The following is a 22215-nucleotide window of genomic DNA, read 5'->3' as shown; positions in this document are numbered from 1 at the left end:
AGTAATATATCAAACTCGATTCACTGTGACTGCTCACTCTATAATCTGATGAGCTAATGTTTTAAGCTATTATATCAACGCTTGGTATTACCTTTTCGGCTTACTAGGTTTAGCCAATGTTATTACATCATGAGTATAATTCGCCTCAATAACTTAAAAGTAAGCCTCTGAATAAGTTTATCTTTAGATAACAACGACAACTCAAACCTTAACAAAAACATATAAATAAAGTGCAATCTGCTGTTATACTGTTTTTAATCACAGAGGGTCTTATTCTAGTATGGTTACAATTAAGCAAGTCGCTGTCCACGCAGGTGTTTCATTTAAAACTGTATCGCGAGTGGTCAATAATGATCCAACAGTCAAAGATATTAACCGCGAGAAAGTTCTTAAAGCGATAAAAGAATTAGGTTATCGTCCTAATCGTGCGGCAAGTTTAACGCGACGTAAAAACTCAAACATTTACGCAATTATTGCTGATGAACTGCTTAGTGTTCCTTATACTTTTGATATTATTCGTGGTGCCCAAGAAATTGCGTGGCAGAAAAATAAAGAACTGTTGATCCTCAATGTTAACGAAACCCAAGCGAGTATAGACAGAGCTATAGAAAGCCTTTTAGAGTATCGCGTAGAGGGCGTTATATATTCAGCAATGTATCATCGCCAAGTTGTGGTAGCTGATGAACTAAAAAAAATACCAACAATTTTAGCTAACTGTTTTCCTGCTTTGAATAATTTCCCTTGTGTAGTACCTGATGAACAGCAAGCCGGTGAAGATATTACTGACGCGTTAATCCGTAAAGGCTATCGACGAATTGCTTTCTTAAACTTAAATGAGCATATAGTTGCTGCCAAAGGCCGTAAACAAGGCGTTATAAATTCATTTAAAAAGCACGGCTTACCACTCGATGATTTACTCATTGAATCGGTGATTATTGGTCAAGCCGATGGTAGTGAGATTTCTACTTCGAGAGAGTCTGCAGCGCGAGTAATTGACGAGTTTAAACCTGATGCAATTATTTGTGGTCAAGACCCCATGGCGCTAGAAATTTACTTTGTTGTGCATGATAAAGGAATGATCGTTGGTAAAGATATTGGTATAGCTAGTTTTGATGATTGGGGCAGTATTCCACAATTATTACAACCGAATTTAACTACTATGGCATTACCACACCATGCTATGGGACGTTGGGCAATGGAATACCTCATAGAGCAGCGCACTGATATTGTTCACCACCACTTACCATTTAAACTAATTGCTCGTGATTCGTTTTAATTGCATCTGCCTTTAATGCAAAAAGCGATAATACAATAAACACACACACAACCAAACCCAAATATTGGTAGGCTAACGCAAAGCCTACATTATCATATACTACACCTACAGCGACGGCTAACATTGACGCCACCAATTGCGTAGTAAATTGAAAGCCAATGATATAGATCATGGCTGAATAACGAGCTTCAAAGTGCATGTTTATATATTTAAACAATGCAATTAACATCAGCGGTAACTCAATTGCATGTAACAATTTTAATACACTAATGCTGATAGAGTCATTAACAATCCCCGAGCAATATATTCGTATCGCCATCAATACACCACTTAACAGCAACGAGTTTTTAACGCCCAAATAATTCACCCATTTTACAGCTAAATACAAAGCAGCAGCCTCAAGGATAACTTGCGCTGAAGTTAAATAACCAAAAAACTCTCGACCTTGCTCTGGGGTGTCAAAAAAAGAGGTGTAATAAATAGCAAATTGCTGATCAAATACCGCATAAATACAACTTACACCGATCACAAATACACTTAAACGCCACAATCCTGCGATTTTAAAAAATGCTTTGAGCTGTTGCACGGGAGAAAAAGTTCGAGAAGGCGCTATTTCGGGCTGATTTTTTGCGACCTTAACAAAGGCTAATAACCCCATTAAGCAAACCGCCGCAATGCTTGATAACCAATAATTTAAACTAGGGGATAAATTAAACGATAAACCGGCAAAGTAGCTTGCCATGGCCCAACCTAGTGACCCCCACATTCGAGCTTTACCAAATTCAAAATTCGTCGAGCGACTTTGTTTATCAATATAACTTTCAAGTGTCCCGACTCCAGCCAAAAATGCACATGAAAAAACAGCACCGCCTAAAATAGCAGCCAGATAAAACTGTGTTTGTAGTAAGGGTGCGTATACATAACTGACAAATGGACCAATCAATATGATAAAAAATGCAATGAAGTAAAGCAGTGTTTTTTGTAAACCGAGTTTATCTTGCAAAATGCCATAGCAAGGCATCACGAGTAAAGCCATGATGGAATTGATACTAAAGATGACCCCTACTTTAGCACTGTTGAGGCCTACTTCTTGACTAAGCCAAATAGGAAAAAATGAAAATGAAAAAGACCATGCCATAAAATAAATAAATAAAATGGCGCTCAATAGCCGATAATTACTACTCATATATCGCATAGCCTTATAAAAAGTAAGCGACTCTATATTACTATAGAGTCGCTTCAAATGTTATTTTTCTATTGCTATATTGTTTAACTTTACGTCACTAAGCGACAAAGGCTGCTCAGCACTCACTTGTATTTTATTATAAGGAGAGGTTGGAAAAACAATAGAGGTCATAGAGCTAACTCCCTTATTAACAAATACTTCTATCGACGCTTTATCTACCCATATATCAACATCGTAATACTCAAGGCCCTTCTGTAATGGTGCAGTTTGTAAAGACGCAAAGCCATCTTCAAAGTCTTTTAAACCCGACTGTCTGCGGTCTAGTATTAGTTGTCCTTGAGCTGGGTTTAGTTGAAGCTTAGTGTATTCATCCGTTGCAGAGCTAAGCACGATATCAATAACTTGTTCAGCGTTTGCTACACTAAAACTCACCTTAAATTGCCCAGGTTCAACAGTAAAAAGTTCATCTAACTGATAGCTATTCGCGCCAGTTAATGTTGCCTTTTGTTGTGGTTTACTCAATAAACTATCTAACTCTTTAATAGGTTGAGATGCCAAACGCACGCCTGCTGGCGTTTGCAATAACTTTAATTCTCGGGGAATCGTCATTGCGCTGCGCCATACCTCAGTCGGTACTTGGTTTGCGTATTGCCAGTTACTCATCCACCCCATAAATAAGTGTCTACCGTCTTGAACATCAGAGAAAGTTACACCAGCATAATTATCAGTGCCGTAGTCTAACCATATTGAAGGTTCGTACTTTTCATTTGCTGCTTTATCAGAAAACACGATGTCAGCAATTTTTATATGCCCCCAATCACCACGTTCATTGTCTACCACTTTAATATAAGCTTGCTGGCCTTTTAATTGACTCACATTCCAAGAGCGCTCGGTCATCGTACCTGTATTGTTACCACTTGCAGTTTTAACTATTTCGCCGTTTACTAACAACTGTATTGCGGTACTATTGTGATGCTTTCCGCCTGCAATTTTAAAGTTAATAAAATCATGGTCGATCGCAAATGATTTTGAGGTTAAGGTGCCTGTTGCCTTATCCGAATCTTTAAAAGAACTAGCAATGGTATTGGCTGGTTGATCATTAACTATATGAAATGCATCACCAGATACTTGCCAATTTTTTAAACCATTTTTGAAGTTAGAAAAGTCTAACCCTTCGGGAAACGCAGCTGGTGTACCTGTAAGCATTTTTTGATAATCACTATCTAATACAAATTTTTCACCATCGAAATCACCAATAAAGTATTGTGTACCAGAGCCACCATTTGGCGCACCAGGGTTAATACTCACTAATAACACATATTTATATTCGTCTGTGCCTTCAATACGCACGCGAATAAGATCTGGACACTCCCATACTCCTGCGTGACTGCCCCAATCAGCGCCAAAGTTACTTTCAAATTGCCATGTTTTTAAATCTTTTGAGCTGTAAAAACCAATATGATCATCTTGAGCCAATACCATAACCCATTGCTGAGTATCTTCATGCCAGCTTACTTTAGGGTCACGGAAGTCGCGGATCCCAGGATTTTTTAATACCGGGTTGTTAGCATATTTTTTCCATGTACGGCCTTTATCAGTGCTATATGCTATACCTTGCGTTTGAAAATCAATCGCTCCCTGTGCAGCCTTTTTATCATCATGATAGGTAAATATAGCCACTAATGGTGGGTTTTCTTTACTGCCAAAGCCGCTGCTATTTTGCCAATCAACTACCGCACTGCCAGAGAAAATAGTGCCGTGCTCATCAGGAAACAACTTAATTTCTTGATGCTGCCAATTAACCATATCTTTACTAATTGCGTGCCCCCAATGCATTGGCCCCCATACAGATGAATCAGGGTTATGCTGGTAAAATAAATGATACTCACCTTGGTAATAAACCATACCATTGGGATCATTCATCCAATGCTTTTCTGGGGTAAAATGAAAAGCAGGTCGAAACGCCTCTTTACTCGGTTTATCTTCACCCATAGGGGCTGTTTTTTCAGTTTGGTTTGTCATGCTACATGCTGCCAAAAATGATGAAATTAAAACTAAATTAACGGTTCGCATCGAATGCTCCATGTTTATTATTGGTATCTAATGAAATTGCTTCTAAAGAACGTCCTTTTGTTTCTGGCATAAACCACGCAACAAAAATCAATTGCCCTAACATCATTAAAGTAAAGAAAGTGAATACTTCAGTGGCACTAAAACGTTCTAAGAAAAATGGCATAAGTAAAGTGATTGCTGCGGCAAAAAACCAATGCGTACCGGAGCCCAAAGACTGCCCTTTTGAACGAACTTTGTTAGGGAATATTTCTGCAATGAAGACCCAAATAACGGTACCTTGGCCAATGGCATGAGCGGCAATAAACACAAATACAAACGCTACAACCGTTAAACCACCAGAGTCAGTACTAAACGCCCACGCCACGACAGAGAGCGAAATAACGTAGCCAATTGAGCCAATGTACATCAGCGAACGGCGGCCAAACTTATCAATCAACGATAAACCCAGCATGGTAAAACATAGGTTAACCACGCCAATCCCAGCGCCAGAAAGTAATGATTGATTTACATCCAACCCTGCAAGTTCAAATACGCGCGGTGCATAATAAATGATAAAGTTAATGCCAGATAATTGATTAAATGCGGCAAATAAAAATGCAAATAAAGCCGCCTTATTGTAACTACCACCAAATAGCTTTGATTGACTGTTTTGTAACTTGTCGCGTTCAATGTCATTTAATACTTGGTCTGGGTTTTGTTCACCTAAAGTCACTAAGATTGAACGCGCTTTAGTTTTCTCATTTTTCTTTTGCACTAACCAACGTGGGCTTTCAGGTGCCTTAATGATCATTAATAAATAAGCCAGAGCAGGTATTGCCTCCACACCTAACATTAAACGCCAGTCAATTGCAGATGTTCCTGCAATTAAAAAATTAGAAACAAACGCAACTAAGATACCAAATACAATTTGAAACTGATAAAGCGCAACCAAACGCCCACGGTACTTAGCAGGTGCAATCTCAGAAATATAAGCAGGTACAACAATTGAAGAAATGCCCACTCCCACGCCACCAATGAACCGTAATAAGGCGAAGCTATATGCGTCAGGTGCCATGGCGGAGCCAAGCGCCGAAATTAAAAACAACACTCCAACTAAAACTAATGTGGGTTTTCTACCCCACTTATCGCATGGGTAATTACCGGTTAAGGCACCCAGTAGTGTTCCCCATAAAGCTGAAGACATAATAAATAAGCCATGAAATAACGAGCTCGTATTCCATAACGCTTGAATAGGTTTATCCGCACCGGATATAACTGCTGTATCAAAGCCGAATAAAAAACCAGCAACGGCAACGGTGACTGACCAATAAATAATTTTTTTCATAATCACTCTTAAAACTTAACGATTAAAAGGTGGGCCGAAACCCACCACTATTAATAACCTGGGTTTTGTGTGTACGATCCACCACTTAAAATCATCTGCTGGTTCGGAATAGGTAAATACTCATCACGACCTTTAGTGAAAATAGCATCGACCAAATAAGGTTTACGTACAGCTTCAATAGCTAAGTAACTATCAATAGTTTCTTTCGCTATTCCCCATCGAACTAAGTCAAAAAAGCGATGTCCTTCAAGCCCTAATTCTAAACGTCGCTCAAAGCGTAGTGCCGCTCTTGCCTGTTCTTTAGAATCAAAACTTGTATATAAGCCCATGTTATAAATACTCGCGTTGTGTAATTTACCGGTACTATTTTTAGCACGCTCACGAATACGGTTAATAATTGGCAATGCTTCGTCATACCTATCTAACTCAATTAATGCTTCAGCTTTCCAAAGCAATACATCAGCGTAACGAATGAGCGGTGTATTTAATGAAAAGATAGGAAAAGGGCCATTCTCACCACGACAACTACAGTCAGGGTGTTCAAGATCTTTCATTGCCGTAAAGTTGCCATAAATACCAGGGGCACGTGCCCAGCTATCACCGCCATGAATTAAGTTTTCGTCATACTTAAATGGTTTACCTTCCATTGCCACAGTGTGATCTAGGCGAGGGTCAACTGAGTCTGTCGTCATGTCGTAGTTAAAGTCGTTAAAAGAGTCGAATAACGGCAAACCTTGTTGGTCTGTTTTAAACGCATTAACAAAATTTTCTGTTGGCACATGAAAACCACAACAGCCAAAACCACCAGCCATTGGCGCATTTAATGCACTAGGCCAGCTACCACGTCCATCTGGAGAGCCGTCATTTAGAGAGCGCTGAATAGCAAAAACTGATTCTTTACCATTTTCACTTTCAAACAAAAAGTTATTCGCGTAATCATCAAATAAGCCATAGACGCTCGCCTCTTCAATTTCATCAACCAGAGCCACCACTTTTACAAGTTTATCTTTATTAATATTAATAACTTGATGTAGCTCATTCTGCTCATACGCTTGGTAGAGTAATGTTTTAGCTAGATATGCCTTAGCTGATAACGCTGAAGCGCGCCCAACATCTTTTTGGGTTTGTGGTAAATTGTTTGCAGCAAACTCAAAATCTGCAGCAATTTTATCCCATAACTCTTGATCGCTTAGCTCACGATTAGTAGCGCTAAGAATTTGATCTTGAGTCATTGTTTCATCAATCCACGGGATATGCTTATGATGTATTTTTAAATCAAAGTAGAAAATACTGCGAATGAACCGCAGTTCGGATTGTTTTGCAGCACTGTTTTCAATGGCATCTGGCGCATTTGCGATTACCGCTAATGCTGAGTTTGCTCTTGAAATACCGGTGTAATTACGTACCCATTTTTTGTTGTTCAAATCAATTAAATCTGGCGGGAAAGACTCCATATCAGGCACTATTGGTTGATATAAAGACAAAGCATGATAAGCAAAGATATCACCAGGTCCATTACCGCCTTTATGGGCGTCTCCAGCGCGTAAGTTTCCTGTCGGCCATAAAAAGTTAGGTGCGGTATAATGATCGTTTCCTAGATATGAGTAGGCAGCAATAATCAACGCATCTACATTTTCACTGTTAGAAACTTGCTCTTCGGTTAATACCCCAGAAGGTGCAACATCAAGATCAGAACCACCACACGATGCTAAAGAAAGCGCGAGTGTAGCTGCTGTAAATAGTGTTTTAATTTTATTCATAATATGTGCTCGTATCGTTGTCGTTTTAATAAATCAAAAAGAAAGGTTCACGCCTAACGTAATACGTTTTGGAATTGGGAAGTTGCCGTTTGGAGTTTCTGGATCCTGGCTTAGCGTCCCTGACGGAGTAATGGTCAATAAGTTACTTCCCTGCAAATAAATTCGTGCAGAACTTATACCGTATTGACTTAACCACTGTTCATCAGGTGTATAACCGATAGATAAGTTACGAAGCTTTATGTAGCTGCCATCTTCCCAAAACAAACTTGATTGACGGCCTTCACCATTGTTATCGATTAAAGTTAATGCCGGTACATTGCTGTCAGTATTGTTAACTGACCATGCATCAAGAACGCGATCACCGTAGTTAGAGCCTATATTTAATGATGTGAAGTCAGTAAATCCACGCCAGCTATTACGTATCTCACCTCCTTGAACACCTTGCCAGAACATATTGAAATCCCAATTTTTGTATTTGAAATTCATGTTCAATCCATACATAAAGTCAGGATCAGTATCGGTGAAAAAGCTTTGATCGTTTTCATCAATCACGCCATTGCCGTCTAAATCTTTCCAGCGAACTCGGCCTAAACCAGCCCCAGATTGCGCTGCGTGAGCATCTATCTCACCTTGATTTTGGAATAACCCATCGGCGACATAACCATAAATAGAATTGACTGAATGACCAACAATCGTTTTATCATCACCATTACCACCAAATGAATTCACAACATCCTCTGGTAGTGAGACAACCTTATTTTTAGCAGAAGAAATGTTAAAGCTAATATCGACATCGATATCACCATCTAAGCTATCAAAAGTAAGGTAATCGGCGTAGCCAATGAGAAACTCAAAACCAGAGTTTTCAATCGTGCCACCATTGACCCATTGCTGAGCGCCTTCACCTAATGTTGCAAGTGGATTGGTTAACGTTAAAATATCCTCTGTGGTTTTTTCAAACCAATCGATACTGCCGTATATGGTTTCGTAACGCATGCCAAAATCAAGACCAATGTTTGTTTGCGTTGATGTTTCCCACTTTAGGTCATCATTCCCTGTTTGTGCTTTTACAAATCCAGAAGGAAGCGTGCCGCCATTTGCACCGCCTATATCATAAGCGGTCCCTTCATCTTGCTGATCAGTGAATAAAGACCGAGTTGCATAACGGCTTAAATACGTTGTATATGTTGCATCGGTAGGGATTTCTTGATTACCCGTTTTGCCCCAACTAGCTCGAAGCTTTAAGGTAGATAAAAATTCAATATCATAGAATGATTCGTTGCTGATCACCCAACCTGCAGAAATAGCGGGGAAATTACCGTAGCTATTATTACTACCAAAACGAGATGAGCCATCGCGACGTATTGTTAAACCTGCTAAATAGCGGTCATCAAAGTTATAGTCCATACGCGCAAAATAAGAATTAAGAGACCATTTATCGCCATCCCCTTCCACACGAACATCACCCGTTGCTTGTGATAAATGAGCATAATCACGATCATCAGACGCAAAACCTGAACCAAAACCAACAGATCCTTCATACTCATAATCTATTTGTTCTGTACCGACCAAAAACGTAAAATGATTTGCATCTAAATCAAGCTTATATTCTGCGGTATTAGTCCAACTAAAACTGCTATTCCAGTTTTCTGTCACTGACAGCTGATCACCATAGTTTAGCGAGCCAGCTTGAAAAGCACGGGTATAGTTTCTGAAGTAGTATTGCCCGTAATCTAAACCGATAGAGCTTTTTAGTGTTAAGTCCTCTATTGCCTCATATTCAACAAAAATATTTCCCATTAATTTATTGAATCTACTAACATTGTCTCGATTCATTTCAATTAGTCTAACCGGATTATCACGGTCAGTTACACCAGGGACGGGTCCTCCCCAGCCACCTTTATCGTTGTACACAGGAACGATAGATTGTTGTTCTATAGCCAAAGTTAGAATATTACCGGCCAGATCATTAACCAAGTTTGATTCTTGATTTGTCACTATAAAGTTTTCACCAATCTTAAGCTTATTTGTTAGCTGATAATCAGAATTAACGCGAAAGCTTATTCGTTCAAACTCTGAGCCATCAACAACACCTTCTGAGCCGAAATAGCCAAGTGAACTATATATCGAAGCTTTGTCTGAACCACCTGAAACTGAAAAGTTAAGATCGGTTACTTTTGCAGAGCGCGTAACTTCATCAAACCAATTAGTATCTGCTGGGCGTTGCACCTGTGCAGCATCCGTAAACTCAGGAAAAACAACGTTGTTTAATTGAGGGTTATTAAAATCATTATTCCAATCATAAGTATAAAGAGAACTTGCGGCATTTGGATCTGATCCGTCATTTATTGCTGCTTGCCAAACTGCTTGTGCCCTTTGCTGTGTATTTAATGGGTTTAGCTCATAATTAAAATCATCATATGATTGATTGAAAGAAAAATTAAAATCGAGCCCCTCAGAGCCTTTTTTTGTCGTGATAACAATAACCCCATTGCCAGAGCGTGCACCAAAAATACTTGCTGCTGCCGCATCTCTTAGAACCTGTATATCTGCAATATCATGGCTATTAAGTTCATGCATCCCCGATTTAGTTGGAATTCCATCAATCACATAAAGGGGATCATTATTACCCAATGGTCCTAAACCTTGTCCGCGGATACGCACAGTTGCTGTAGCCGCAGGAGATCCATTAGTGGTAATTTGTAGGCCTGGTACTCTTCCTTGCAAGTTCTGCATTATATTACCTGAAGGCTGGTCAACGACATCTTCAAGGTCTACGGTACTCACAGCACCTGTTAAATCTTGTTTTTTAACACTTCCATAACCATATGAAACTTCAATAATTTCAATGCCATCAGTAGTATTAGCTTCATCTTTTTGCTGTTCGGCAGCAAAAACACTTAATGGTAACGAACAACCCAGCAGTATAGTGCTAACACTTACTGCAAGTTTGTTTTTTTGAAATACGAGCATTGTGTGTGTCCTTATTGTAATTTTACTTATTAGTGTTGATTTCAACATACAAATAAACAACGTTGTCTTTAAAGTATAAAAAAATACCTTTTTTATACTTTAAACTTAGTTTGCTAGACCAATAAAAATAAACAACGTTGTCTTTTTAACATTAAAAAAACATCTATTCAATATAAATAACAAAAATCTGTTAAAAATGTGTATCACTTGAATCACAACGCTAGACGCTAACATGGGTCAATAAACTCTAAGATCTGTTGATACGTTAAATCAGGTGTTGCCCCTAGCTGTTGAGCAACCATAGCACCAGCTGCACACGCAAAATCAACTGCTTGTTGCGCATCATCATGAATAGACAGTTGATAAATTAAAGCTCCCAAAAACGAGTCTCCAGCGCCCACAGTATCAACAACATCGATCAGATAGCCTGAATTATAGTACTTCTTACCTTTAATCGATAATAAAGCACCATGGCTGCCTTTCGTCACGCACAAGAACTCAGTATTTGTTTGTTTTGCTATGAAATCTAAGTTTTGCTCTAAAGAATGATATTTACACCCCATTCCTTTAGCGATTTCATAAAGTTCTTCATCATTTAGCTTGATAAAGTCTGCTCTATTCATCAGCTCTATTAAATTATCAAGCTGGTAATGAGAAGTGCGCAAATTTACATCAAACACTTTAAAATTTGCATGTCCAAGCAGTTGTTTTAAGGTCATTAATGAAGTTTCAGTACGGCCAATTAAGCTACCAAACACAAAAATATCCGTCGATTCAACTTTATCGATAATTTCTTTAGTTAAAGCAATATTATCCCAGGCAGTATCAGGCATAATTTCGTACTTAGCAGAACCATGGCTATCAAGTGTTACCTGCACCGTACTGGTATTTTTGTTTGGGTTTACAGCAATGTACTCTGTACTCAATTGCTTTTCTTTTAATTCGTCAAGCAGAGCATCACCTAACTCATCCTCCCCTACTGCACTTATCATTTGTGCATCAATTCCAAGTGATTTAACCCTAAAGCACATATTTAAAGGTGCGCCTCCCAAACGCTTAGTTGCGCCAAAACAGTCCCAAAGGACCTCCCCAAAACAAACTAGACTAACTTTATTAGCCACGTTTTGATTTACAATTATACTCATTCAAGAGCTTCCTTATACGCTGCGTATGGTCAGATAACGGATTAGACAAAGTTCAACTTACCTTTCACTTCATAGAAAGTAAGATATTAAATTTCAATAACTTAAACATTTTTAACTTAAAAATTAAAATGCAGATATATTTGTTAAATAAATGTCGTGAGATATTATTTCATCTAAGCAACAAAAAGACAACGTTGTTTATTTAAGTTAATAAAATTAACTAAATGCCTATCTGCAACTTATAAATAAAGCAAATAATATGCTTGAGAGTTTAATTTATGACTTTTTACCGCAAACTTTTATCCCTAAATGGTATTTGGAGTAGAAGTTTACCTCGAGTTCTAACGGATCGCTGATAACTCGTTAACTTGTGTTGACAGAGTTAAGGCTCATATGTGTTATGTGCATTTACTGCTTGTGAGAAATTATCATTTCTTTTGCAACTAGAGCAGCTGAAGGTAAAAACATTGTTGAAACGATTCTTTGATCAACGACCACTTCGTGTTTATCTTCTAAGGTTTTTTTGTTTTGTGCAATAGCTCCATTTTTATTCAACTGACTTTCAACAAGAAAAGGTAGCAGAGTACCTTGTTTAGCCCATGACTTAGATTTTTCAGTAGAATTAGGAAAACCAGCAATTTTTTTACCTTTAACAAGATACTGACCAGAAGATAATAATACATCGGCAAACGCACCGGCACCGTGACCACCTGCACCAATAATACCGCCAGATTCATAAACTTTGGCGATAATTGATTGTAATTCCTTGTTATTAGCTACATCAAATAATGGGCCATACCCTCCACCAATATAAATTCCCCAGTAATCATTTGGGTTAATTTGTTCAGGAGCAAAGCTGTTTTTCGCTTTATCCATAAAGCCTTCATATTTAATGGTGTAACTACTAATACCCAACGGATCCATCATGAACTCAACCTTTCCTCCATTTGGAGAAACAAAATCGACATCATAACCATGGCTCATAAAAATATGGTACGGTGGAGCAACTTCCCATAAATTATTTCTCGCATCGTGTTTTTCAGAATCCCCCATATCGATCATATTTGATGCGATGATTAATACTTTTTTTGTCGACTCTGCGCTTAGGTTAGTTGAAGTAAACAGTATTACTGAAAGTAAAATAGATATAAAAAGCTTCATTGTTTTCTTTTTTTAAATGATTAAATTCATTATTTAGACGATACAATTGAATAAAAGGTTTAAATACGGAATCAGCCTAGACACTTAAAGCCCCAATATGCCGACGAAACGAGCGTAGCGAGTTAAGGTCGGAATAATTGGTTTGTTATATGACGACGTGGCGCTCCATCACAAGTTAAAATAATTTCTTTTTTATCAGTAAAAACTAAAAAACGTTTTATCGCTCTCATTCCAGACTAAATCTATTAGCCCGTCAATGCAGTTGTCATCAACGCTTTATTAAGCAATTTACCATAAATCAAGCCTATCAATTTCAAACTCGACTGAGCCTTGGCAAGGTAGATCACCGAACTCGATAAGAAAACCTTGAACCTCAATAACCCCTTCATTTTCATCAATTACTTTGCCACAACCTATGTATGAATAAGGCCCCGTTTTTTCAATTCTTTCTTTAGATGCTTCTGCAATCATTTCTACCGGCCAATCGGCAAGGTACGCCGCTCTAACGTTGGCATCTAGCACTTTAAGGAGATTATTAACTTTATCACCTATGGAGTATTCACAAATGTGACAAAAAACGTCAACGGCTGAGTGTTCATTTTCAACAGTTACTAATGCTGTTTCATCCGAGTAAAACTCAATATTCGTCACTTTAAGTTGATTGATCATATGCACCTTACAGGTATTCCACAATGCCCACATTAACACTGCTTCCAAAAAAAATAGAAGCCAATTCAAGAGACTCCACTAACGTTAATCCGGGTTTAAAAACTCAACTTTTTCTGTTAAATACTCTGAACCGAATTCTTTAGCTATGATTGCTTCTACCTCTTCGTCAGAAATAACGCCAGAGTGCTGCCCCATATTTTTTACCTTTGATTTTGCCAGCAACATAATGTGCTCAGCCCAAGTAGGTTTAGATTCTTCGAGTAAAGACGCCCAAAGTTGTAACTGTTTTTGCACTATCTCGTCTTCATCACAGAAATTAGATGCTTCTTGTAAGCAAATTCGATATATCCACCCTTCAACTGAAGGCGCATAAAAATCAGCAACGATATCATCATGTGGACATAAAATGACCCTGCCATTATTTTTATTATCCAAACACCAAAATGCAACACCATGGAAGACACCAATTGGCAAAATACCATCAAGTACGCCCTCTGGTGCTATTTCAATTTTCAATACATTTGAGCTTGAAATCCACTCTAACAAATACATATTGTAGGAGCTGTCTTTTGTAATACCCTGTTCGATCCAATCGCGGTAAGATTTAGGTAACTTACCAATACTGCGCTCAATATTTTCTATTTCTTTAGTAACCACAGAACCTCCTCTTAAATATCGTTCATATTAACTGTGAAATTGCTTATTAGCTCCATATCACGTGCTCTGTTACTCTGTTCACAAGTCGCACTGCAGTAATTTGATATGCTTTTAGTGCAATCGCATTGCCCACAAAAATAGACAGTTTATCAGCTATTTTTTCACAGCCACCTGCACCCGACTTTATCGTCGAAACGAGCTCTTCAGTGCTGAGTGCCACATCATGCAACACTTCATAAAGAGGCGGATCGTCGCTTTGATCCGTTGGAATTACAAAACAATTATCAGCCCAATCAGCGCCATAACCAATAACAAGATAGTTTGCTGGCAACAAATACATCCCTGAGTAGGAATCACAATTAACTTCTTCCATAAATCAATGTTCACAATTTGAATCTCTTCAATGCCATCAAAGTCTTCTTCTGGTTCAAATTTTTGCCAGCCAAGAAGTAAATTGCAAAATAGGTGTGGACATTGCCTCGATATACCACTTAGGAATAATACCGCCTATTTTTTAATTTAATCGTTTTGACTTTTCTAAATCAGCCCGTTCTCCGTTTTGGTCTGACTTTGCTATGAATGCAGCTATTTCACTATCAAATGATATTTAAACTACCTTAATAAATATAACGAGCCTGTTGAATAACTCGTTTTAATTTATTTTTATTAATGGATTAACCATAGCCGAGTTCCTATTTTGATTCAATCGACAACTGACTTTCACGTAAAATATAAAGAAGAGGACTTGCTGTTGTTTTAATTGGCGTTTTTCAAGGTATTACAGATATTTAAGTGGCTTATTTGCGGTGATAAGGGCTTACCTTCGCAATGATGAAGCCACATCGACAGACAAAGTAAACGAATTTGTTTATTGATTTAGAATTGACCATCACAGAATAAAAACGGTCAAAAAGAATACTAGTGCCTATTGATAGAGTTAAGGCTCATATGTGTTATGTGAATTCCCGATTGAAGCGCCGAACTTTTGTTCGCATGTTTTTCATAGATGATGACGTATTAAATTGAATCATGCGCCCTAGAGTCCATCGCTCATACCACGCAACACCATACAACTCATGATTACTTAAACTTGAAATGAGTAAAAGTATCTCGTGAACCGTAGACTCCAGCTCAACAAGCAGATCATCGTATTTCCAGTCACGATATTTTTCGTGGAAACTTTCAGCTAGTAACCCAAGTTGATTCCATTTGTAGCCAGTTTCAGGGAAATCTACATCCTGATTTTGAGACTTTAGATGATGCCATTTAAGGACCAGTTTGCCCCAACCAATCAGGTAAGCAACTGTGTCACTAACGCTAATGATTGTACCTTTGATATTTCCTTCTACGCCCAATTTACGAGCTTTGCTTTTTGAAATTGAGCGATAATCAGCCATTAGTTTTGGGAACACTGAGCTTATGGCTAACTCCAATTCATCCTTATTTCTTGGCACAGAAGACAATTTAACCTCCATTCACATAATGCCTTGCATTTGCGGCGGTTTTGTAGCGCGGTACGAGCGGAAAAACCGTCCAACCACTCAGTAGTTTATGCAACATGCTTTTGTTATGTTTTTTCATTCACCAACTCCTGCGCAACCTGTAGCTGAACTTGATGCATTAACCATAGCCGAGTTCCTATTTTGATTCAATCGACAACTGACTTTCACGTAAAATATAAAATAGGATTTAGTGTTGTTTTAATTGACATTTTTCAAGTTGTTACAGATATTTAAGTGGCTTATTTGCGGTGATAAGAGCTTATCTTTGCAATGATGAAGCCGCATCGACAGACGAAGTAAACGAATTTGCTTATTGAATTAAAGTTGATTTTGAATTGACCGTCACTGTATAAAAACGGTCAAAAAGAATACTAGTTCCTATTGACAGAGTTAAGGCTCATATGTGTTAAAGCTCTGCAATTTATTGCCAAAATATAGTGGATATCTGCCCCCAAGCAGCCAATACTAAACAAAATTGTATAGACATCATGATCGATGCAATATCCAATTTTATTAACTTACTTTGCAACTTTCCTCTTAAAGAAATCCATAAAGAAAATAAAAGTGTTATTGGCAAAACCCCTGATAAAAAAGCCAAGCAAATACTTGCCGCAGTAATATCACCAAACTTTAGAAAGGATTGATTAACATAGAGATATATGGACAAGCTAAATAGTACAAGGTTTATAAACCCCCATTTAATGCGCCTTAAGCCATCTTTATCGCGTTTAACAACTCTAGTTAATCCTACTAAAAAGATATAAATCAGTCCAATTAGACCATTACATAATGTGTTGGCATGACTTTGCGTTGTTTGCCAAAACCATGACAACTTAACATTGTTGGAGTTAAGGCGCTTGTTATGTCTTGCTTACTCATTTCAAAGTTTATTCAATAAATAATTAATCTCTGCGATAACAATCTCTGGTTCATGTTTTTGTATGTAATGCTCTGGAGTTGTTGCAAATGTAATTTTGGTATCTTTAGATAAAGTCTGCATCTTATTTAATTCGGTAGAATAAGACTTTTTAATACGCTCCCAGACTGCTGGATGCCAGTTATCTGGAGTTTGATTTGCAGGCACCCAAATTGCGTCTCTGTTCCAAAGTAATACATAAGGTGTGTCACCAAAATCGTCGCTTTGCTGAATGAACGTTGAACTAGTTCTCATATTAATTTTTTCTAGATTATCAGGAGCACCATGCCAGCTAGCAAGTTCAGCTTCCATATTCTTCTTGGTATCAGCATCATATGTGTCATTTTTTGCATCCCACTTTTTTATATGGCTTCTAAATTGGCCATACAATGAAGGATCTACAAGTAAAATGGCGCTGACCTTTTCAGGGTAAAGGTGATTAAATAACTTAATAGGATATGAGCCATAAGAGTGTCCAACCATTACGTAAGGAGGCTGAATTCCAGCCCTTTGTAACAATACATTTTGATGCTCAACAATAGTGCCTAGATCATAATGGCCTTGCGATTTATCACTTTTCCCCAAGTTGGCTCTGTCATAAATACATACTCTATTTTTTTTGTGAAGTGATTGTATTACCTTCTTCCAGTTTCCGTCTTCAACCGTACCACCAAAGCCAGCATTGATAATTATTGAAGGGGAGGCTTCACCATAACATTCAATAAAAAGGTTCACTTTATCTACTTGATACAAGCCTGAAACACTTGGTTTAATGACGTCTTTTGCAGATACGCCAAAGGCTACGATAAATAATAGAACTAAAAGTCCAGTTTTCATTATAAAATCCCTTATATAGCTAATTTAGAAGTAAAATTTAGCACTTAAAATATAACGAGCCTGTAGATTAACTCGTTTTAATTTATTTTTATTGATGCATTAACCATAGCCGAGTTCCTATTTTGATTCAATCGGTTACTTCTATTTTATCTAAAAGTAAATATTGCAAAAATTTTTGTCTGTCCTTTTATTTCAGCTGAACATCTAACTGGATATAAGGCTGAGCATGAATCAATTGGGTGAGTTAATAACCAACAAGGTTTAACCTGATTATATGCCTACAGACCTAAACCACTTGCCTTGATTAGACACTCAGTACGCGTGCATTAATACAATAAACAAAGTCGCTTACACCTGACTTGATAACTGCGTTACGCACCTAAATATAACTGGATCACAATGATGAAACCAGCCGCCTTGAATAGTGCCATGATAAGGTTAACCGATGAATGTCTCGGCTCTAGCATCCTGCTTCGCTCTACCTCCTAAATCCATTTAGTCGAAGCGCCCCAGCTATCCCAAAAGGATATGGGAAAAACCTGGCTGCGATGAGATCGCAATAATCGATTACTGCGTAACGCGCCTATATGTGTTTGCCGTAAGCTACTTGCTTAACCGCCGCATCGCCGACGAAGTAAACGAATTTGCTTATTGAATTAAAGTTGATTTTGAATTGACCGTCACTGTATAAAAACGGTTAAAGAAAATACTGGTAACTATTGATAGAGTTAGGCTCATATATGTTATAGCTACTTTATTCACTATCTATTACCGTGAAATCGGATGAATGAATTAAGTTACCTTCAGAAAAAACTCTTATATCCCATTTTCCCGGCACAACTTCGTAGTCTAGATCAAAATAGTAATCAAAAGGCCAAACAAAAGTTCCATCGTGTCCACTAACATCAATTTGCCTATAAATAGATGACTTCTTTTCACCTGATGGTAAGGTAATTTCTGGGTAGTTTATTTGAAGATCAAAGTGTTGAACGCTAGAAGGAATATAACCAAAGCCAACAACTATATAAAAACCAGTGCCTAATTTTGCAGGAATGACCCACGTTTTTTCTTTTAAGACCTTAATTTCGTAATCTTCATTTACAAAGTTAGAAACCCTAGTATTATCTTGAACCAGCTTTCCTCCTATTTTGGCTACGTAAGCATAATCTAAAACTTGGGATTTGATAGGGCTTTGATCTACTGTTACTCCACAAGTAAACATACTGATTAAAAGAAAAAAAAGTCCAACAACTACATTAAATTTCAAATTACACTCCTTCTTGAAGCAATAACGAGCTTGTAGAATTACTCGTTTTTAATTTATTCTTATTGATGCATTAACCATAGCCGAGTTCCTATTTTGATTCAATTAGTTACTTCGATTTTACGTAAAATATAAAAAGAGGACTTGGTGTTATTTTAATTGGCATTTTGCAAGGTGTTTGAGTGGCTTATTTGAGGTGATAAGGGCTACCCTAATTAGTGCATCGTGTTTTGCAGCTTTTCTCTATTATGAACTAAGCAATACAGTTGCCGCAGTGTGAAGTGAAAGCATTCACTTTCGTTTGTCCGCGCAAGGTCAATTTGCTCAGCGAAATTGATTGGAATGAATTTATTTTGGTAGGATAAGTCTCGCTTGACTCCTCACCCAACGAAAGAGCCATAACGATTTACCGTGGGTGAATAATATTTACTAGATCATAGCTTGATAGTAGATTCAAGGTTAAAAGTTGAACAACTAAAAGTAGGTGCATTCGTTCCTGTAAAGAGTAATTCTACAGCCTCAACGCCCGCCATCTGCCGCGCGGGGTAAGATAAGAACGTCAGCTGCATGACATTGTTATAGCGAAACAGGTTCATCACGCATTTTTTCCCATGTTTGTACCATAAGCTTCTTGGCTGGCCCCCAACGGTAACCACCAAGTGCACCACTGTGCTGTATTACCCGATGGCAGGGGATCAGTAAAGCAACAGGATTTGCTCCAATGGCGTTACCAACCGCTCTTGCAGATTGGGGCGCATTGAGTGCTGTGGCTACCTGAGAATAGCTAGCCACTGCGCCCGGTGGTATTTTCAGCAGCGCCCGCCACACAGCTACCTGAAAATTCGTACCTTTCACATGAAGCGACAGCGGACCATGTTTGGCAGCTGTATCACTACTAAAAAACGCATCAATAACATAGTGCGTAGATGTGATGCTTTCAACAATCGAACTCAATGGCCAAGCGTTACGCAAGTCATCCAGCAGCTCTTCAATGTAATTGAAGTCCATGAACTCAACCCTACAAACACCACGCTGTGTTACAGCTACAAACATAGGCCCCAGTGGTGTAGGGTGCACACCGTATTCGATACGTAGCTCCTTACCCTTATTTTTATACTCCCCCGGTGTCACTGCCTCCAGCTGCACAAAGTGATCATGCAACCTTGAACTACCGCTTAAGCCAATCTCATGTGAAACGTCGAGCAGAGAGCGGGATTTATCCAACAACTCCTTGCTACGCTCCAATGTCAGGACCTGCAAAAACCGCTTTGGCGTGGTACCCGCCCAACGACAAAACAACCTCTGAAAATGATACGGACTCAGATGCACATGGGCGGCTATCTCCTCTAGAGCGGGCTGGGTAGTTGCACGATCTACCAAGTATGCCATAGCACGTGCGATACGGTCATAGTCTGACACACTCTGCCTCTCAGACACGATTTATGGATACACCGCCATCTACCAACATCGCAGAACCAGTTGTGAAACTGGATGCATCGGATGCTAAGTACAATGCGGATTGAGCAATTTCATCTGGTGTCGCCATACGCTTGAGCGCATGCAGGTTACGCACAAACGCCAATGCTTCTGGCGTATTAGCAAACTCACGTCCCGCTGGCGTATCAGTACCACCAGGCAAAAGGGCATTGACCCGGATATTCTGAGGCCCATGCTCTGACGCCAGCACTTGAGTCAAACCAATAAGACCAGCCTTACTGGCTGCGTAGGCAGCCATGCCTGGCATACCTGCGGTGTAACCAACGAAGGTAGAGGTGAAAATTAACGAACCTCCTTTTCGGGCAGCCATGGCGGGCAGCTGGTACTTTGCGCCCAAAAATGCACTGGTTAAGTTGGTCGCAATAACTTGATTCCAGTCCGTGAGCGACATCTGCGGCACAGGGCACATAGCACCCAGAATGGCAGCATTGTTAAAAGCGATATCCAGGCCACCAAAGTGGCTTACAGCCTTATCTACCAAAGCTTTGGCAAAAGCTTCTTCGCCAACATCACCGGCTAGTGCCAGTGCCTGCCCACCTTCAGTCTTGATTAATTCCACCAGTTCATCAAGCTCCTTCTGTCGCCTTGCTGCCACCACTACGGCAGCACCTTCTCTCGCAAAAAGCTTCGCGGCTGCATAGCCAATGCCGGTGCTGGCACCAGTAACAATAGCAACTTTGTTGGCCAATATGTTCATCGATTATTTCTCCTAGCTCTGCTGACAATTAAAGGGCATATGCCCGAACAGATGCTATATTAGGAGGCCGAACGATTAATGCCGACCCGAATCTTGCTGAATTTCAATTGCGCTATAACATTTTAGTATTTATGCGACACGCAGTTTGTGTTGCATAATCGCTTGTCGGACTGAGGCGCTACCTGCTCGATGTGTAGAGTTGGTGTTGTTTATGCTATGGACTTTACATATATAGAAAGGCTTTTTATGACCTAAGCTATAGCAAGCAAATTTAATTAGTGTGCCTGTCGTATCTATGCTGTCCCTGCGTTACTCAGTGTTTATTATCTATCCATTAAACCTAATGTTTAACCCTTAAGCAATTATATTTTTCGTATGCACAGTCGTTACTGACCTGAGCAGTTAAGCAGGTTAATTAGCTGATTTGATGCAGCAAGCTAGGCCGCTAACTCGTTCGAACTATTTAATTTGTCGCTACATCTAAATTAATCGCAACATACTAGCTTGGCAGTGCTGGCAACTTATTAGCTTGTCTAATCAATGCTTCGATTACTGGCTTTGTTTTATTACTAGGTACTTTCGCTAGCATTACATACCTAGAATGTCGTTCAACTAAGGTCGCGATAAAGCTGTTTTCTGAGCCTTGGTTCAAGTCCAACTCCCAGTGATCTGGAACAGCTCTGTCTTCAACATTTGATGACCTTTCACTATTGGTACAGCGTCGACTATCTTTCCTAACCCTTTACCTTTCAGCAGCAACTAAATAAGAGAGCCACTCTAATTGAACAAATAAAACTGTGTCACTAAATTTACTTTTCAGGTTCAGAATTTATCTTTTATTGCGGGGTTATTTTTATTTCACCTATTAAATAAGTCATTAGCCCTATTAAACCTAAATTACACGCATGAAGATGACTGCAGGAAATAGAAACGGAAATAAAAAGGACAGACACATATTTTGTGTCAGAAAATTTAGCACCTCTCCCGTTGTGGATAATCGCATAATTATTTTTTCACATACTGTTAGTGTTAGTTACAGAGCTTAGAATTGAGGTGCTTGGAAAGGATTTTAGGCAAAAAAAGGCAAAGCTAGGCCGTCACTTTGTTCAATAGTGTATTTTTAAAACAACCTAATAAAGATGCAACTGTTCAGCCTGCGCCTTTGTACCATTTTACATCGTTGCTGGCGGCTTGCTGCTTTAACCGTTGTTTGCTGCCTGCAAAATTTGAGTACTGCTGCCTGAAACGTTGAATTGATTCAAGCCATTGCGCTTCTTC

The 22215-nt window shown here is 38.8% G+C and carries 17 protein-coding genes and 1 pseudogene; 1 reads left to right on the top strand and 17 read right to left on the bottom strand.

Features of this window, described 5'->3' with window-relative positions:
* The first annotated feature begins 280 nt into the window (after positions 1 to 280).
* Positions 281 to 1276 (top strand): LacI family DNA-binding transcriptional regulator, encoded by a 996-nt coding sequence (locus H5187_RS17020; RefSeq protein ID WP_149982868.1) that lies wholly within the window; start codon positions 281 to 283, stop codon positions 1274 to 1276.
* Here H5187_RS17020 and H5187_RS17015 read toward each other — a convergent pair.
* The 17 genes and pseudogenes from H5187_RS17015 to H5187_RS16935 all read right to left on the bottom strand — a co-directional run.
* Positions 1248 to 2462 (bottom strand): oligosaccharide MFS transporter, encoded by a 1215-nt coding sequence (locus tag H5187_RS17015; protein WP_182798083.1) that lies wholly within the window; start codon positions 2460 to 2462, stop codon positions 1248 to 1250. The genes H5187_RS17020 and H5187_RS17015 overlap by 29 nt on opposite strands.
* A 60-nt stretch (positions 2463 to 2522) precedes the next feature.
* Positions 2523 to 4535 carry a glycoside hydrolase family 32 protein gene (locus H5187_RS17010; RefSeq protein ID WP_182798082.1) on the bottom strand — a complete coding sequence of 671 codons (2013 nt, stop codon included), beginning with the start codon at positions 4533 to 4535 and terminating at the stop codon, positions 2523 to 2525.
* Entirely contained in the window at positions 4522 to 5859 is a 1338-nt protein-coding gene (locus tag H5187_RS17005) for a sugar porter family MFS transporter (protein ID WP_182718944.1), read from the bottom strand. The genes H5187_RS17010 and H5187_RS17005 overlap by 14 nt, the downstream gene beginning before the upstream one ends.
* 50 nt (positions 5860 to 5909) lie before the next feature.
* A complete protein-coding gene (locus tag H5187_RS17000; RefSeq protein ID WP_182740502.1) occupies positions 5910 to 7619 on the bottom strand; it encodes a RagB/SusD family nutrient uptake outer membrane protein in 1710 nt (569 codons plus the stop codon).
* 33 nt (positions 7620 to 7652) lie between these two features.
* Positions 7653 to 10592: a SusC/RagA family TonB-linked outer membrane protein gene (locus H5187_RS16995; RefSeq protein ID WP_182798081.1), complete on the bottom strand. Its 2940-nt coding sequence runs from the start codon at positions 10590 to 10592 to the stop codon at positions 7653 to 7655.
* A 227-nt stretch (positions 10593 to 10819) separates the two neighbouring features.
* On the bottom strand, positions 10820 to 11737 hold the full coding sequence (locus H5187_RS16990) for a carbohydrate kinase (RefSeq protein ID WP_182798080.1): 918 nt from the start codon (positions 11735 to 11737) through the stop codon (positions 10820 to 10822).
* Positions 11738 to 12145: 408 nt separating this feature from the next.
* Positions 12146 to 12898, bottom strand: a complete 753-nt coding sequence (locus tag H5187_RS16985; protein ID WP_182718940.1) for a DJ-1/PfpI family protein — start codon at positions 12896 to 12898, stop codon at positions 12146 to 12148.
* A gap of 288 nt (positions 12899 to 13186) precedes the next feature.
* The gene (locus H5187_RS16980; protein WP_182767974.1) at positions 13187 to 13600 is read right to left on the bottom strand and encodes a hypothetical protein; all 414 of its coding nucleotides are present in this window, start codon (positions 13598 to 13600) and stop codon (positions 13187 to 13189) included.
* A 51-nt stretch (positions 13601 to 13651) separates the two neighbouring features.
* Positions 13652 to 14224, bottom strand: a complete 573-nt coding sequence (locus tag H5187_RS16975; RefSeq protein WP_182761302.1) for an SMI1/KNR4 family protein — start codon at positions 14222 to 14224, stop codon at positions 13652 to 13654.
* A 46-nt stretch (positions 14225 to 14270) separates the two neighbouring features.
* Positions 14271 to 14597: a hypothetical protein gene (locus H5187_RS16970; RefSeq protein WP_182798079.1), complete on the bottom strand. Its 327-nt coding sequence runs from the start codon at positions 14595 to 14597 to the stop codon at positions 14271 to 14273.
* Positions 14598 to 15177: 580 nt separating this feature from the next.
* Positions 15178 to 15687: a ClbS/DfsB family four-helix bundle protein gene (locus H5187_RS16965; RefSeq protein ID WP_182798078.1), complete on the bottom strand. Its 510-nt coding sequence runs from the start codon at positions 15685 to 15687 to the stop codon at positions 15178 to 15180.
* Between the two features lie 460 nt (positions 15688 to 16147).
* Positions 16148 to 16558 carry a hypothetical protein gene (locus H5187_RS16960; RefSeq protein WP_259398532.1) on the bottom strand — a complete coding sequence of 137 codons (411 nt, stop codon included), beginning with the start codon at positions 16556 to 16558 and terminating at the stop codon, positions 16148 to 16150.
* A 48-nt stretch (positions 16559 to 16606) separates the two neighbouring features.
* Positions 16607 to 17479 carry an alpha/beta fold hydrolase gene (locus H5187_RS16955; protein ID WP_182718936.1) on the bottom strand — a complete coding sequence of 291 codons (873 nt, stop codon included), beginning with the start codon at positions 17477 to 17479 and terminating at the stop codon, positions 16607 to 16609.
* A gap of 754 nt (positions 17480 to 18233) precedes the next feature.
* Positions 18234 to 18746: a DUF3859 domain-containing protein gene (locus H5187_RS16950; protein WP_182732223.1), complete on the bottom strand. Its 513-nt coding sequence runs from the start codon at positions 18744 to 18746 to the stop codon at positions 18234 to 18236.
* Between the two features lie 573 nt (positions 18747 to 19319).
* Entirely contained in the window at positions 19320 to 20162 is an 843-nt protein-coding gene (locus H5187_RS25050) for a bifunctional transcriptional activator/DNA repair enzyme AdaA (protein WP_182718934.1), read from the bottom strand.
* 10 nt (positions 20163 to 20172) lie between these two features.
* Complete coding sequence (locus H5187_RS16940) at positions 20173 to 20937, bottom strand: SDR family oxidoreductase (RefSeq protein WP_149982876.1); 765 nt, start codon at positions 20935 to 20937, stop codon at positions 20173 to 20175.
* A 514-nt stretch (positions 20938 to 21451) separates the two neighbouring features.
* Positions 21452 to 21672 (bottom strand): annotated as a pseudogene (locus tag H5187_RS16935) (transposase); the annotation flags it as partial.
* Between the last annotated feature and the right edge of the window lie 543 nt (positions 21673 to 22215).

The organism is Pseudoalteromonas sp. SG44-1 (genome assembly GCF_014164315.1).
Taxonomy (GTDB): domain Bacteria; phylum Pseudomonadota; class Gammaproteobacteria; order Enterobacterales; family Alteromonadaceae; genus Pseudoalteromonas; species Pseudoalteromonas rhizosphaerae.
The sequence above is the reverse complement of the archived record's forward strand: the minus strand, read 5'-3'. Positions and strand labels throughout refer to the sequence as shown.

Excerpts from the sequence above, each read along its gene's own strand:
- H5187_RS17020 (WP_149982868.1), top strand. The coding sequence starts at position 281 with ATGGTTACAATTAAGCAAGTCGCTGTCCACGCAGGTGTTTCATTTAAA.
- H5187_RS17015 (WP_182798083.1), bottom strand. The coding sequence starts at position 2,462 with ATGAGTAGTAATTATCGGCTATTGAGCGCCATTTTATTTATTTATTTT.
- H5187_RS17010 (WP_182798082.1), bottom strand. The coding sequence starts at position 4,535 with ATGCGAACCGTTAATTTAGTTTTAATTTCATCATTTTTGGCAGCATGT.
- H5187_RS17005 (WP_182718944.1), bottom strand. The coding sequence starts at position 5,859 with ATGAAAAAAATTATTTATTGGTCAGTCACCGTTGCCGTTGCTGGTTTT.
- H5187_RS17000 (WP_182740502.1), bottom strand. The coding sequence starts at position 7,619 with ATGAATAAAATTAAAACACTATTTACAGCAGCTACACTCGCGCTTTCT.
- H5187_RS16995 (WP_182798081.1), bottom strand. The coding sequence starts at position 10,592 with ATGCTCGTATTTCAAAAAAACAAACTTGCAGTAAGTGTTAGCACTATA.
- H5187_RS16990 (WP_182798080.1), bottom strand. The coding sequence starts at position 11,737 with ATGAGTATAATTGTAAATCAAAACGTGGCTAATAAAGTTAGTCTAGTT.
- H5187_RS16985 (WP_182718940.1), bottom strand. The coding sequence starts at position 12,898 with ATGAAGCTTTTTATATCTATTTTACTTTCAGTAATACTGTTTACTTCA.
- H5187_RS16980 (WP_182767974.1), bottom strand. The coding sequence starts at position 13,600 with ATGTGGGCATTGTGGAATACCTGTAAGGTGCATATGATCAATCAACTT.
- H5187_RS16970 (WP_182798079.1), bottom strand. The coding sequence starts at position 14,597 with ATGGAAGAAGTTAATTGTGATTCCTACTCAGGGATGTATTTGTTGCCA.
- H5187_RS16955 (WP_182718936.1), bottom strand. The coding sequence starts at position 17,479 with ATGAAAACTGGACTTTTAGTTCTATTATTTATCGTAGCCTTTGGCGTA.
- H5187_RS16940 (WP_149982876.1), bottom strand. The coding sequence starts at position 20,937 with ATGAACATATTGGCCAACAAAGTTGCTATTGTTACTGGTGCCAGCACC.